The 12,897-nt window shown below is 72.4% G+C and carries 11 protein-coding genes and 2 tRNA genes; 7 read left to right on the top strand and 6 right to left on the bottom strand.

Going from position 1 to position 12,897, the window contains the following annotated elements; genetic code table 11:
* Positions 1–174 precede the first annotated feature (174 nt).
* Both P1P75_RS33370 and P1P75_RS33365 read left to right on the top strand, forming a co-directional pair.
* Entirely contained in the window at positions 175–723 is a 549-nt protein-coding gene (locus P1P75_RS33370) for a SigE family RNA polymerase sigma factor (protein WP_150471784.1), read from the top strand.
* Positions 724–878: 155 nt separating this feature from the next.
* Positions 879–2,522: a long-chain fatty acid--CoA ligase gene (locus P1P75_RS33365; protein ID WP_319262602.1), complete on the top strand. Its 1,644-nt coding sequence runs from the start codon at positions 879–881 to the stop codon at positions 2,520–2,522.
* A 192-nt stretch (positions 2,523–2,714) separates the two neighbouring features.
* On the opposite strand, the gene P1P75_RS33360 is transcribed toward P1P75_RS33365, so the two are convergent.
* Together P1P75_RS33360 and P1P75_RS33355 are read right to left on the bottom strand one after the other, a co-directional pair.
* Entirely contained in the window at positions 2,715–6,935 is a 4,221-nt protein-coding gene (locus P1P75_RS33360) for a PAS domain-containing protein (RefSeq protein ID WP_319262599.1), read from the bottom strand.
* 346 nt (positions 6,936–7,281) lie between these two features.
* A complete protein-coding gene (locus tag P1P75_RS33355) occupies positions 7,282–7,794 on the bottom strand; it encodes an SSI family serine proteinase inhibitor (RefSeq protein ID WP_319262598.1) in 513 nt (170 codons plus the stop codon).
* Positions 7,795–7,950: 156 nt separating this feature from the next.
* On the opposite strand from P1P75_RS33355, the gene P1P75_RS33350 reads away from it, so the two are divergent.
* The 3 genes from P1P75_RS33350 to P1P75_RS33340 all read left to right on the top strand — a co-directional run bounded on the left by P1P75_RS33350 (position 7,951) and on the right by P1P75_RS33340 (position 8,718).
* Positions 7,951–8,041 (top strand) — tRNA-Ser (locus tag P1P75_RS33350).
* A gap of 207 nt (positions 8,042–8,248) precedes the next feature.
* A tRNA-Arg gene (locus P1P75_RS33345) sits at positions 8,249–8,321 on the top strand.
* A 175-nt stretch (positions 8,322–8,496) separates the two neighbouring features.
* Positions 8,497–8,718 carry a hypothetical protein gene (locus P1P75_RS33340; protein WP_073499188.1) on the top strand — a complete coding sequence of 74 codons (222 nt, stop codon included), beginning with the start codon at positions 8,497–8,499 and terminating at the stop codon, positions 8,716–8,718.
* Between the two features lie 343 nt (positions 8,719–9,061).
* On the opposite strand, the gene P1P75_RS33335 is transcribed toward P1P75_RS33340, so the two are convergent.
* Both P1P75_RS33335 and P1P75_RS33330 read right to left on the bottom strand, forming a co-directional pair.
* A complete protein-coding gene (locus tag P1P75_RS33335; RefSeq protein ID WP_319262597.1) occupies positions 9,062–9,748 on the bottom strand; it encodes a GAF and ANTAR domain-containing protein in 687 nt (228 codons plus the stop codon).
* A 39-nt stretch (positions 9,749–9,787) separates the two neighbouring features.
* Positions 9,788–10,558: a GAF and ANTAR domain-containing protein gene (locus P1P75_RS33330; protein ID WP_319262595.1), complete on the bottom strand. Its 771-nt coding sequence runs from the start codon at positions 10,556–10,558 to the stop codon at positions 9,788–9,790.
* Positions 10,559–10,703: 145 nt separating this feature from the next.
* Here P1P75_RS33330 and P1P75_RS33325 point away from each other — a divergent pair, with 145 nt between their 5' ends.
* Positions 10,704–11,249 carry a YciI family protein gene (locus tag P1P75_RS33325; protein WP_319262593.1) on the top strand — a complete coding sequence of 182 codons (546 nt, stop codon included), beginning with the start codon at positions 10,704–10,706 and terminating at the stop codon, positions 11,247–11,249.
* A gap of 77 nt (positions 11,250–11,326) precedes the next feature.
* On the opposite strand, the gene P1P75_RS33320 is transcribed toward P1P75_RS33325, so the two are convergent.
* Both P1P75_RS33320 and P1P75_RS33315 read right to left on the bottom strand, forming a co-directional pair.
* Positions 11,327–11,800, bottom strand: coding sequence for a carboxymuconolactone decarboxylase family protein (locus tag P1P75_RS33320; protein ID WP_319262591.1), 474 nt, complete (start codon positions 11,798–11,800; stop codon positions 11,327–11,329).
* 101 nt (positions 11,801–11,901) lie between these two features.
* On the bottom strand, positions 11,902–12,378 hold the full coding sequence (locus P1P75_RS33315) for a MarR family transcriptional regulator (protein WP_319262589.1): 477 nt from the start codon (positions 12,376–12,378) through the stop codon (positions 11,902–11,904).
* A 114-nt stretch (positions 12,379–12,492) separates the two neighbouring features.
* On the opposite strand from P1P75_RS33315, the gene P1P75_RS33310 reads away from it, so the two are divergent.
* The coding region (locus P1P75_RS33310) for an HGxxPAAW family protein (protein WP_319262587.1) at positions 12,493–12,897 on the top strand (405 nt) is incomplete at its 3' end.

The raw sequence follows: 12,897 nt of genomic DNA, 5'->3' as shown, positions 1-12,897 counted from the left end.
CCGGGATACCCGTCCCCCCGGCGTCCGACCCCCAGGGGTCATCCCGCAGTAGTCGGGGTGGTCTCGTCCACCTTCAGGAGGTGGAGGCAGCACCACCCCTACAACCTGAGGCGGACTCGGCTTCGGCACCTGCGGCCGATCCGCCGCAGGTGGGTCCGAACCTAGCGTGGAGCCATGACCACACCCGTCTGCACCCGCGCTGCGAACGGCAAGACGCGGCCCTCTTCGTATCCGTCCTTCGCGTCGTACGTCAGCGCCCGCCAGCCGGTGCTGCTGCGGACGGCACGGTCGCTGACCGCCAACCCGAGCGACGCCGAGGACCTGTTGCAGACCGCGCTCGCCAAGACGTACGTCGCGTGGGAGCGGATCGAGGACCACCGGGCGCTCGACGGCTATGTCCGCCGGGCCCTGCTGAACACGCGCACCTCGCAGTGGCGCAAGCGCAGGGTCGACGAGTTCGCCTGCGAGGAGCTGCCGGAGCCGGAACCGCAGCCCGGCCACGACGACCCGGCCGAGAGGCAGGCGCTGCGCGACGCGATGTGGCGGGCGATCATGAAGCTGCCCGCCCGGCAGCGGGCGATGGTAGTCCTCAGGTACTACGAGGATCTCAGTGAGGCGCAGACTGCGGAGGTGCTCGGCGTTTCGGTGGGCACGGTGAAGTCGGCGGTGTCGAGGGCGCTCGGCAAGCTCCGGGACGACCCTGAGCTGGGCGTTGTTCGATAACGCGCTGAAGTGGCGGTTCGGCGTGCGCTTTAACGTGACCTGATCGATCATCGCTCCCTAGTGACATACCGCGTGGTATGTGCGCAGAATCAGCGCAACTGTTACCACCGCGTAGGCAATGACGCCGCACCTGGGAGGACGCCGTGCTGAGCACCATGCAGGACGTACCGCTGCTGATCTCGAGGATCCTGACGCACGGATCGACCATCCACGGCTCGTCACAGGTGACCACATGGACCGGCGAGGGGGAGCCGCAGCGCCGCACCTACGCCGAGATCGGCGCCCGAGCGGCCCAGCTGGCGCACGCACTGCGCGAGGACCTCGGAGTCACCGACGACGAGAGAGTGGCGACTCTGGCCTGGAACAACGCCGAGCATGTCGAGGCCTACTTCGCCATCCCCTCCATGGGGGCGGTGCTGCACACCCTCAACCTGCGGCTGCCCGCCGAACAGCTCGCGTGGATCGTGAACCACGCCGCCGACCGGGTCGTCATCGCCAACGGCTCGCTGCTGCCGCTGCTGGCCCCGCTGCTCCCGCACCTCAAGACGGTCGAGCACGTGGTCGTGACCGGCCCCGGCGACCGCTCGCTGCTCGCGGGGGTGAGCGCCCGGGTCCACGAGTACGAGGACCTGCTCGCCGGCAAGCCGACCACCTACGACTGGCCCGAGCTGGACGAACGCCAGGCCGCCGCCATGTGTTACACCTCCGGCACGACCGGCGACCCCAAGGGCGTGGTCTACAGCCACCGCTCGATCTACCTGCACTCCATGCAGGTCAACATGGCCCAGTCGATGGGTCTCACCGACCACGACACGACCCTGGTCGTCGTGCCCCAGTTCCACGTCAACGCCTGGGGCCTGCCGCACGCCACCTTCATGACCGGCGTCAACATGCTGATGCCGGACCGCTTCCTCCAGCCCGCGCCCCTCGCCGAGATGATCGAGAGCGAGAAGCCGACGCACGCCGCCGCGGTGCCCACCATCTGGCAGGGCCTGCTGGCCGAGCTGACCGCCAAGCCGCGGGACGTCTCCGCCCTCACCCAGGTCACCATCGGCGGCGCGGCCTGCCCGCCCTCCCTCATGGAGGCCTTCGACAAGCTGGGCATGCGGGTCTGCCACGCCTGGGGCATGACGGAGACCTCCCCGCTGGGCACCATCGCCCGCCCGCCGGCCTCCGCCGTCGGCACGGACGCGGAGTGGGGATACCGCCTGACCCAGGGCCGCTTCCCGGCAAGCGTCGAGGCCCGGCTCACCGGACCCGGCGGCGAGCGTCTCCCCTGGGACGGGGAGTCCGCGGGCGAACTGGAGGTCCGCGGTCCCTGGATCGCCGGCGCCTACTACAACGGGCACGGTGCCGAACCCCTGCGCCCCGCCGACAAGTTCAGCGAGGACGGCTGGCTGAAGACGGGCGACGTCGGCACCATCTCCGCCGACGGCTTCCTCACCCTCACCGACCGGGCCAAGGACGTCATCAAGTCCGGTGGCGAGTGGATCTCGTCGGTGGACCTGGAGAACGCGCTGATGGCCCACCCGGCCGTCGCCGAGGCCGCCGTCGTCGCCGTCCCCGACGACAAGTGGGGCGAGCGCCCGCTGGCCACGGTCGTCCTCAAGGAGGGCGCCACCGCCGACTTCGAGTCCCTGCGCGCCTTCCTCGCCGACGAGGGCGGCGTCGCCAAGTGGCAGCTCCCGGAGCGCTGGACGATCATCGAGGCCGTCCCGAAGACCAGCGTGGGCAAGTTCGACAAGAAGGTGCTGCGCAAGCAGTACGCGGCGGGTGACCTGGACGTCACCCAGCTCTGACACACCCCGCCCGCCCGGCAGAGCACCTCGCGGCCTCTGCCGGGCGGACGGCTGTCCGGCAGCGGCCGAGGAGATCGGCCCACGCCCGCCGCTCGACACCGCGGCCCGCTCACCTGCCCCGCCCGGCCCCCGTACGCGCCGTTGCGGAGGAAGCGGCCCGCAGGCTGGTCGCCCGCCCCCCAACCGCGTCCCTCAGTTGGTGCCGATGCGCGCCAGCAGGTCGACGATCCGCACCTGGACCTCCTCGCTGGTGGAGCGCTCCGCGAGGAACAGGACCGTCTCACCCGAGGCCAGCCGCGGCAGATCGGCCTGGTCGACGGCGGCCGTGTAGACGACCAGCGGCGTGCGGTTGAGCTGCTGGTTCGCCCGCAGCCAGTCGACGATCCCGGCCTGGCCCCGGTGCACCTGCATCAGGTCCATCACCACCAGGTTGGGCCGCAGCTGCCCCGCCAGCGTGACCGCGTCCGCGTCGCTCGCCGCCCGCGCGACCTGCATCCCCCGCCGCTCCAGCGTCGCGGTCAGCGCCAGCGCGATCTCCGCGTGCTCCTCGATCAGCAGCACCCGCGGCGGATGCTGCTCACTGTCCCGAGGCGCGAGCGCCTTCAGCAGTACGGCGGGATCGGCGCCGTAGGCCGCCTCGCGCGTCGCCTGGCCGAGCCCGGCCGTCACCAGCACCGGCACCTCCGCGGCCACCGCCGCCTGGCGCAGCGACTGCAACGCGGTCCGGGTGATCGGCCCGGTCAGCGGGTCGACGAACAGCGCGGCCGGGAAGGCGGCGATCTGCGCGTCGACCTCCTCGCGCGAGTGCACGATCACCGGCCGGTAGCCGCGGTCGCTGAGCGCCTGCTGCGTACTGACGTCCGGAGCCGGCCACACCAGCAGCCGGCGCGGGTTGTCCAGCGGCTCCGGCGGCAGCTCGTCGTCCATCGGCTGCGGCCGAGGCGGGTCGGCCACCTCGACGGCCCCGCCCGGCCCGTCCAGCGGCTCGGGCCCCTCGGCGGCGTTCTTGTCCGGTGCCCCTATGGCGTACGACCGCCCGGCCCCCTCGGTCCCCGGCGCGAGCCGCGACTGCCCGGCCATGGACTGTCCCGCCAGGGACTGTCCGGGAAGCGGCTGCCCCGGAGGTACGGCGGCCTGCTCGGCCGTCGGATGCGGACGGGCCGCCTGCTCCTGTCCCGCCGTCGGGTCGGGCCGCGTGCCCAGCTTGCGGCGGCGCCCGGAACCGTTCGGGTTGTGCGGGGCGGGAGTGGCGGAGGTGGAGTGGGTGGTGGTCGCGGGCTGAGGAGCCTTCGGGGTCTGCTGCACCTGTGCGGCCTGCCGCGTGAAGGGCACGCCCTGGCCCAGCGTCCGCACGCTGATCGCGCGGCCCTGGGTGGAGTTGGGGTCGAAGGGCGGGTTCGGCGCCGTCGCCTCGGCGGGCAGAGGCTGAGCCGCCCGCGGCTGCGCGGTGGCCGCCTCGGGCGGCAACGGGGTGCCCGCACCGGGGGTCGGCGTCGCCGGGACGGCCGTTGCGGCGGGGAGCGGCCCGACCGGCGCGGCAGGCCCGGGGGCGCCCGCCTGACCAGGCACGTTCGAGGTGGCCGGATGTGGCTGACCGGGGAGCGGCTGAGCCGGAGGCGGCAGTTCCTGGGCGGACTGGACGGGCGCGGGTGCCTGCGGAGCCTGAGCCTGCGGAGCCTGAGCCTGCGCCGGAACGGCGGCAGCCGAAGCAGTCTCCGTCCCGAGCTGAGGCTGAGCCTCGGCCAACGCCTCGGTCTCGGGCTGACCGGCGGCCCGCCGCCGACGGCCCGTGGGAGCGGTGGTGGGGTGCGGCTGCGGCGGGGTGTGGTCGTCGCCCTGGCCGTGCGCGACGGCGTCGTGCCGGCCGTGGTCGATCGGCGAGTCGTCGGACACGGCCTGAGCCGGCACCTGAACCTGCCCGGGAACAGGACCGGGAACAGGAACAGGACCAGGACCGGGAAGGGGCCCGGCAACCGGAAGGGGCCCGGCAACGGGAAGGGGCCCGGCAGCGGGCAGGGGCCCCGGAGCGACCGGCATCGGCGCCTGCTGCCCCGCCTCACGCGACCCGGCGCTCTCCTTTGCCCCGGTCGCCGGGTCCGTCGACCGGTCCGCCTCCGCGGGCGGCAGGGCGAACACCGTACGGGGCCCGGCCTCCTGCGCGGCGGCGCGCTCGTTGGCGGCGGCCAGGGCGCGGCGGCGGCGTCCGGTCGGCTGGTCGGGATCCTCCGCGGGCACGGGAGTGCCGGCGACCGCGGGGAGGGCGGGCGGCAGGGCCGCCTGCGGTTCGTCGTCGCGCCGGGCCCGCCGTCCGCTCGGCGCCGGTACGCCCTGGGGCGGAACGGTGCCGCCGAGTCCGTTGCCCGAGGCGGCGGTTCCGGCCGCGTGCTCGGCGGCCGTGAGTACGGCGCCCTCGCTCACACCGGCGTCCTCGCCGGGCTCGGCGGACCGTGCGCGTCGCCGGCCGGTCCCGCCGGAGCCCTCCGGCTCCTCGGCGGGGGCCAGGGCAGGCGGCTCCTCGGCGGCCGGGCCACGCCGGCGGCGCCGGCCGGTCGGCACCGCGGGCTCACCCTCGGCACCGGCGCCCGCCCCGCCCGGAACCTCGCTCTCCAGGAAGGCGTCCACGGAGGACCGTCGCGCCCGCCGCCGCCCGGCGACGGAGTGCTGCTCACCTTCGGCGTCGGCCGCCTCGGGGGCCGCGTCCGGCGGACCGGCCAGGGCGAGGGCGGACCCGACGGGGGCGGCGACGGCGCCCGCGCCTCCGCCCAACGGCACCTCCAGGACGTACGCGCTGCCGCTCATGCCCGGCACCTCGTGCGTCTGCAGCACGCCGCCGTGAGCGCGCACGATTCCGCGCACGATCGGCTCGTGCACGGGGTCGCCGCCGGCGTACGGGCCGCGCACCTCGATGCGGACGACCTCGCCGCGCTGGGCGGCGGCCACGACGACCGTGTTGTCCATGTAGCCGCCCGTGGAGACGGGCGCGTTGCCGGTGGCGTCGACGCCCGCGACGTCGGCGACGAGGTGGGCGAGCGCGGTCGCGAGGAGCCGCGCGTCGACCTCGGCCTCGATGGGCGGTGCGTGTACGGCGAACTGGACCCGGCCGGGCCCGACCAGCTCGACGGCCCCGTCGACACCGGCGGCGACGATGGCGTCGAGCATCACCTTCGTGCGGGTGATGGCCTCGCCGCCGGTGTCCAGGCGCTGGTAGTCGAGGACGTTGTCGATGAGGGTGGTGATGCGCGCGTACCCGGCCGACAGGTGGTGCAGGACCTGGTTGGCCTCCGGCCACAGCTGTCCGGCGTCGTCGGCGGCGAGCGCGGACAGTTCGCGGCGCAGTTCGTCCAGGGGGCCGCGCAGCGACCCTCCGAGGAGGGTCAGCAACTGGTCGTACCGGGCGGCGAGGGCCTCGTAACGGTCCCTCTCCCGCTCGCCCAGCGAGGCATAGCGCTCCTCGCCGGCCGCCAGCTCCTCCTCGTGCCGCTCGCGGAGCTCCTCCAGCTCGGCGACATGCTGCTGGCGCAGAGCGGTGAGGTCGGAGGAGTGCTCGTCGGAGAGCCGCTCCAGCTCGTCCCGGTGCCGCTTCTCGACGGCGTCCTTCTCCTCGGCGAGGGAGTCGTAGGGCCGCCGGTCGGTGAAGGTCATCACGGCGCCGACGAGCTGGTCGCCGTCCCGGACGGGCGCGGTCGTCAGATCGACCGACACCTTGTCCCCGCCCTTGGACCACAGCACCTGCCCGCGCACCCGGTGCTTGCGCCCGGACCGCAGGGTGTCGGCGAGCGGCGACTCCTCGTACGGGAAGGGGGAGCCGTCGGCGCGGGAGTGCAGCACCAGCGTGTGCAGCTCCTTGCCGCCGAGGTCGCTCGCCCGGTAGCCGAGGGTCTGGGCGGCGGCCGGGTTGACCAGCACGATCCGCCCGTCGGTGTCGGTGCCGACGACGCCCTCGGACGCGGCCCGCAGGATCATCTCGGTCTGCCGCTGCGACCGGGCCAGCTCGGCCTCGGTGTCGACGGTGCCCGACAGGTCGCGTACGACGAGCATCAGCAGCTCGTCGCTGGCGTAGCCGTAGCTGTCGTAGGCCTGCTGGCCGTTCTCCAGGTTGGCGCTGGTGACCTCGACGGGGAACTCGGTGCCGTCGGTGCGCCGGGCGACCATCCGGGTGGGCTTGGTCCGGCCGCGCGGGTCCATGTGGTCCGGGCGCCGCATCGAGCCGGGGATGAGCTTGGAGTCGAACTCCGGAAGGAGATCGAGCAGTCCGCGCCCTACGAGGGCGGTGCCCGGCGTCTCGAATGCCTCCAGCGCGATGGTGTTCGCGTTGACGACGGTTCCGTTGGCGTTGACCAGGACCAACGCGTCGGGAAGGGCGTCGAGTATGGCTGCGAGGCGAGCAGCGCCTCGGGATGGCCTGCTGCTCACGAGTCGCTTCCTCCCTGTTACCGCACTTTGCCGACCGCTCGGGCCATATTGCCAACCGTCCCGCAGCGTGTCACGCGAGGGAGTCTAAGGGCTGGGGTCGTGCTCGCGACGCCGGATGAGAGGCAGCTCGCACGACGAAGTGACACAGAACGTATGACCGCCCTCCCCGGTTTCGCGGGACCTTCGCGTGACGTTTACGCGACGGGTGCTTCTGCCATGGCAAACCTGTGCGAAATCCGTGGGGTGGCGGGGTGTCGTCCCATCGTCCCCTCGGACCCCTGCGGACAGGGCCGGAACGGAACCGGGGCGACCGCCCCAGGCCCCCCTTCTCCGGGGTCGGGCCGGGTCAGGGCCGGGTCGGAGCCCGCCCCATCTCGGGCAGCAACGGCACGAACCGGTCCCAGCGCTCGATATGACAGCCGTTGCCGCGCTCGAACGTCGTGTCGACGGGTCGGCCGGCCCACCGGCCGGTGACATGCGCGGTGGCCGGACCGCCGTACCGCATGGTGCACACGCTGCCCTGCGGGACGGGCGCGAAGGTGTCCTTGCCCCAGCGGGTGTTGCGGTCCACGGCGGCGCAGGCCCCCGACTCGTCCGGGTGATCCCCGCGGTCCGGCTGGCAGCGCACCCGGAACGTCCCGTCGGCGCTCCCGCCCGCGCCCCGGACGGTCACCGTGAGGTGATCACCGGCGGCCGGCCGGTCCTCGTCACGGACGGGCGGCGGCGCGAGGGGCGGCCGGGCCGGGCCGGAGCCCGCGTGGGCGGTGACGGAACCCGCGCCGAGGGAGCCGGTGGCGGCCACCGCGGAGGCGGCGGACAGGGTGAGAAGGAGCCGCCGGAGCGGTGTGACCTGGACCATGGCCTGCCTAACGCCCCGCCGCCGGGTACGTTCCGCCCGGCGAATGCCTTTGCCCCGGGGGCCGCTCGCCTAGTACCGTGGACGCCGATTGGTGACACGACGCTCGACTGTGTCATCATCTGCACGCGCCACTCGCCCACACGCGAGCGGCTGTGTGGAGGCGTCGCCTAGTCCGGTCTATGGCGCCGCACTGCTAATGCGGTTTGGGACTTCAATCCCATCGAGGGTTCAAATCCCTCCGCCTCCGCTCACGTCGAACCCCGGTCCTTCGCGACCGGGGTTTCGTCGTTCCAGGTACGCCTTCCAGTTGCCCCCCAGATCGGGCCTTCTCGCAGGTCACAAGGGGTATCGGAATCGGATTTCACATGGCGGCGGCTGTCATGTAATGTTCTTCCTGTCGCCGCGAGCGGGCCGGAAGGGCCGGGAGCCAAGACAGAAAACAGAAGAAAGACAAGCACTCGTAGCTTAACGGATAGAGCATCTGACTACGGATCAGAAGGTTGCAGGTTCGAATCCTGCCGAGTGCACACAGGCAAGAGGCCCCGGAGCGATCCGGGGCCTCTTGCGTTGGTCCGGGCCGGTCCTCGCCCGTCCACCGGACCGGTCCGCGCCTGGCCCCGGGGGACGGGAAGCCCGGCTTTCGCGGTAGTAGGTGCGTTCGGGCGCTGCCAGGGGGTTGCGGGCAGGCGCATACTGGAAGCAATGACAAAGCCTGCTGCATCGAAGCGCTATTTGCCCACCAGCCCCTTCAAGGCCCCGGTCGCGCCGCCGCCCAAGCAGTTCGCCGTGGGTGACCAGGTCACGCACGACATGTACGGCCTCGGCCGGGTCATCGGCATCGAGGAGGGAATCGCGGTCCTCGTGGATTTCGGCTCGGCGCAACAGCGGATCCTGAGCCCGTACCCCAAGCTGACCAAGCTGTAGAAACCGCTGTGCCCGGTCACGGCACACCAGCTTCCTCACGGACCTGTAACGAATGGGAGTCCTCTCATCGACTCGACCTCGCTGTTCTCCGCTCCGGAAGGGGCGCCGCGCAGTGCCACCGCGACGTCGCCGCCTCCGACGGCGAACCCCTTCCAGGCACCGGACTTCGGAGAGTTCGTGGAGTTCGCGGAGACCGAGGACTTCCCGCCCGAGGACGGGCCGGAGTTCATCCCCGCGCCGGCCGCCGTGCGGCGTCGCAGGGCCGGCTAGCTCCCACCGGGAGCTTCCCGGCCTCACGACCCCTGTGGGTCACCCACGACGACGGTCGGGTCCATGGTGCGGCTCACCAGGGCGTGAGCCTGTCGGCGAGACTCACCCGGTGATGGCGGGCGTAGTCGGTCAGGCGGCGCCCTGCCTCACCCACCTCGATGTCCCCGTACACGGCGATCATCCCCTTGGCGATCTCCAGGGCGGTCTTGGCCGCGATGGCGCTCTGCACGCGGGTGATGACGTCGTCGACACGCGCCGGTTCCGTGGACCAGTGCATCAGCGACAGAGCGGCTGAGTCCGCCAGCGCCTGCGCCAGGTGGGCGTCGCCCTCGGACAGGTTCCCGACCCGCGCGTTGAGCAGGGTCACGGCTCCCAGGGGCCGGTCGTGCAGACGCAGCGGGACGGTGTGCAAGGTCCGGTACCCGTTGTCGAGCATGGCGGGGACCAGCTTCGGCCAGCGGTCCCGTTCTGCGGTGATGTCCGGGATGCCACGGGCCTGCCCGGTGCGGAAGCAGTCCATGCAGGGGCCGCGGCCCGTCTGCATCTGGAGCAGCTCGACGAACGCGGCGCCGTCCTCCGTGGCCGCCATCGTCTTCAGGGTGCCCCGGCCGTCGGCGATCATCACCGCCGCCGCGTCCACCTCCAGCAGCCCCCGGCAGGTGTGCACCAGACGGTTGAAGAGAATCAGTGGGTCGAAGTCGGAGGCATAGGTGTCGGCCAGGTCGACGAACGCCTGCGCCAGCTCACGCTCGCGGTTCATGCTCGCCTCCCCGGCGGATTCGTCACATGTCGTGGTCGCTCAGTCATGACGCATGTCCATGGTTCGGTCGATGACGGCCCGCGCCACCTCGCTCGAGGTGCGGCCCTGCGCGAAAGCCCTGGCACGCAGTATCAGGAGTGCCTCCTCCGCGCCGACTCCCAGCTGCGCCATGATCATTCCGGTGGCCTGGTGGATCTCCTCCCGATCCGACTCTGCTCCTGCCAGCCACGTTACGACGCCATCGGTGTCCGAAGAAGCGCGATCCAGCGCCGTGACGGCCAGGACCACCGCGTCGGCGACCAGCAGAGCCGTCCGTACGTCGTCGCCGTCCAGGCCGCCCGCGGTCTCCCGGTACAGGTCGAGCGTGCCCAAGGCGCCGCCGGCGCCCGCCAGCGGCACGGAGAAGGCGGCCTCCACGCCCGCTCGGGCGGCCTGATCGCAGAACAGTGGCCACCGCCGTACGTCGGGGCCGTCTCTGAGGTCCGGGGCGAACACCGGGGCCCGTAGCCGGACGGCCTCCGGACTGGGGCCCTCGCCGAGGGTGTACTGGATCTCCGCGAGCCGGGTGGCGGTCTCGTCGCTCGCGAACAGCACCACCGCCGAGTCAGGGCCGTCCCCGAGCACGGACACGGACAGTCCGGCGACGCCGGGCAGCAGAGCGGCACAGCTGCGGCACAGGGCTTCGGGGACCTCCTCGGGAGGCAGCCCGCGCACGGCGGTGATCAGTTCGCGGGCGATCCGGGCCCGCTGGAGATCTGTCTCCTCCTCGGCGTCACCGCCGCCGAAACCCGCGTCGCCGCCCACGATCATCACCTCCCGGTGGGAACCGTCACCTTGCCTCCCTCCGATCCTGCCTCATCGGCCGGGCTACGGCTGCCCCGGCGCTCCCGTCCTGTGCCCGGCGTGATCCGTCGGATCGGCCGCGCGCTCCGGGGCGTTCGCCGAGACTGGGCGCATGGAGTTCTTCTGTCATCACCGTGACCGGCCCGGTTCTCTCGCCCTGCGTACCGAGCTGGTGGAGGCGCACTGGGCCTACATGGATCAGTACGAGGCCGAGTTGATCGCCCGGGGGCCGACCTTCGACGAGGGCGTGCTCACCGGCAGTGTCCACATCGTCGACCTTCCCGGCCCGGCCGCCGCGCGGGCGTTCGCCTTCGACGAGCCCAACTACCAGGCCGGTGCCTACCGGGACGTGATGCTGCGGCGATGGCGGAACCTGCTGGGGCGCACGATGTGGGACTTCCCCGGCGGCCGGGACGGGAGCGACCGGTACCTGGTCCTCGGGCTCGGTGCGGGAGAGGCCGTCGATCTCGACGTACCGGACGACCGCGGCGAGCTGATCGCGTACGGGCCGCTGCTGTCCGACGACGGCGGTGCCTGGCTCGGGACGGCGGTACTGGTCCGGGCGCCGGACCCGGAGGCGGCACGCGCCGTCCTGACCCAGGACCGGTACGCCGGGATCGAGGTCCACGAGTGGGAGTTCGGGGGCCGGCGGACCTGACACCGGCCTTCCGCGGGCCCGCGGGGCGGCCTTCCGCGGGCCCGCGGGGCGGCCTTCCGCGGGCCCGCGGGGCGGGATCAGCCGAACTGTCCCGGCTGGTAGTCGCCGGCGGGCTGCCGGACGATGACGTTCAGCCGGTTGTAGGTGTTGATGACGGCGATCAGCCCGGCGAGGGCGACGAGCTGCTCCTCGTCGTAGTGCTTGGCGGCGTTCGCCCAGGCCTCGTCGGTGACGCCGCCGGCCGCGTCGGCGATACGGGTGCCCTGTTCCGTCAGTTCCAGGGCGGCCCGCTCGGCCTCGGTGAAGACCGTCGCCTCACGCCAGGCCGCGACCAGGTGGAGGCGCTGCGCGCTCTCCCCGGCGTGCGCGGCGTCCTTGGTGTGCATGTCGGTGCAGTACCCGCAGCCGTTGATCTGGCTGGCGCGGATCTTGACCAGCTCCTGCGTCGCCGCGGGCAGAGTCGAGTTCGCGATCTCCCTTCCGGCCGAGTTGATGTGCTTCACGAGCTTGGCCGCGAGCGGACTGCCGAAGAGGTTCAGGCGGGCTTCCATGGTGACTCCTCTGCCGTGGGTGCGGGTTACACGTCTTTGACGGAGCGGCCCGCCGCGGTGTGACACGGGGCGGTGTGACCTACGTCTCGCCGGCGGAGGGCTCACTTGTCCCGCAGTTCCTCCCGGTAGGCGTTCGCCAGTGTGGTCGCGCGGGAGAACCAGTCGGTGAGGACGGCGATCTCCTGGGGGGAGTAGTCCGCGAAGAGGGTGTTGAGGCGGGTGTAGTAGGGCTCGTACAGGGCGTACACGCGGGCCACGGCGGTGGGTTCGGCGGCCACGCGGACGCGGCGGCGGTCCTGGGGGTCGGGGCGGCGGGTGACGTATCCCGCGCGTTCCAGGCGGTTGAGGATGCCGGTCACGGCGCCGGTGGTGACGTGCACGCGGGTCGCGAGGTCGCCCGCGGTGAGGAGGTCCTCGCCGGCCTGGATGACGTAGCCGAAGCAGGTCAGGTCGGTGACGTTCAGGCCCAGGCGCTGGGCCATCTCCTGCTGGCCGACCAGGCTGGCCGCGATGAGGTCGTCCATCGCCGACAGTGCCTGCGCGGGGGTGGCGGGTGGACGGGGTGACTGGGCGGTCATCGCGGGACGTGCTCCCTCTGCGGTCGGTTTCTGCTGGCTCCTTGTTATCCGCTTTCGGTTTCTCTTACCTTGTAAGAAGTTAAGTATCACAACTTCTTAGATCGTGAGGTATCCATGTCTCTGTACGACGAAGGCCATACGGTCGCCGGCTGGACCGGCGTCGCGATCGCCACCCTCGGCACCTCGGTGGCGGGGGCCGGCGTGTGCGCCGTGTCCGCGGTGCTGGTGGGGGCGGGACTCGTGGTCGTGGCGCTGAGTGCGCTGGTCACGTGGGCGCTGCACCTGTCCGGGTGGGGCAAGCCGCCGGGCGTGCGGCCACGGGCCGAGTGGGGCATGCGGGTGCGGGACCTGGAGGCTCGTGCCGGTCATCCGGCGTGCGTGGGGTGCCGGCTCGCGGGGCGGGGACGAGTGGCCGAGAGGGCGTTGTCAGTGGCGGCGCCTACCGTGGTGGGCGATGGCACAGGCATGGAAGTGCGCGGGGCTGCGCTGGTCGGGGGCGGGGCCGGAGCTGCTGTGGGA

The sequence above is a fragment of the Streptomyces sp. ID05-39B genome (genome assembly GCF_033794725.1).
Lineage (GTDB): Bacteria > Actinomycetota > Actinomycetes > Streptomycetales > Streptomycetaceae > Streptomyces > Streptomyces bobili.
Note: the sequence above shows the minus strand (reverse complement) of the source record. Positions and strands in the feature narration are given on the sequence as shown.

Coding starts and splice junctions, on each gene's coding strand:
- P1P75_RS33330 (WP_319262595.1), bottom strand. CDS start 10,558: ATGATCGTGGGCGGCGACGCGGGTTTCGGCGGCGGTGACGCCGAGGAG.
- P1P75_RS33335 (WP_319262597.1), bottom strand. CDS start 9,748: ATGAACCGCGAGCGTGAGCTGGCGCAGGCGTTCGTCGACCTGGCCGAC.
- P1P75_RS33355 (WP_319262598.1), bottom strand. CDS start 7,794: ATGGTCCAGGTCACACCGCTCCGGCGGCTCCTTCTCACCCTGTCCGCC.
- P1P75_RS33320 (WP_319262591.1), bottom strand. CDS start 11,800: ATGGAAGCCCGCCTGAACCTCTTCGGCAGTCCGCTCGCGGCCAAGCTC.
- P1P75_RS33370 (WP_150471784.1), top strand. CDS start 175: ATGACCACACCCGTCTGCACCCGCGCTGCGAACGGCAAGACGCGGCCC.
- P1P75_RS33325 (WP_319262593.1), top strand. CDS start 10,704: ATGGAGTTCTTCTGTCATCACCGTGACCGGCCCGGTTCTCTCGCCCTG.
- P1P75_RS33315 (WP_319262589.1), bottom strand. CDS start 12,378: ATGACCGCCCAGTCACCCCGTCCACCCGCCACCCCCGCGCAGGCACTG.
- P1P75_RS33365 (WP_319262602.1), top strand. CDS start 879: ATGCAGGACGTACCGCTGCTGATCTCGAGGATCCTGACGCACGGATCG.
- P1P75_RS33340 (WP_073499188.1), top strand. CDS start 8,497: ATGACAAAGCCTGCTGCATCGAAGCGCTATTTGCCCACCAGCCCCTTC.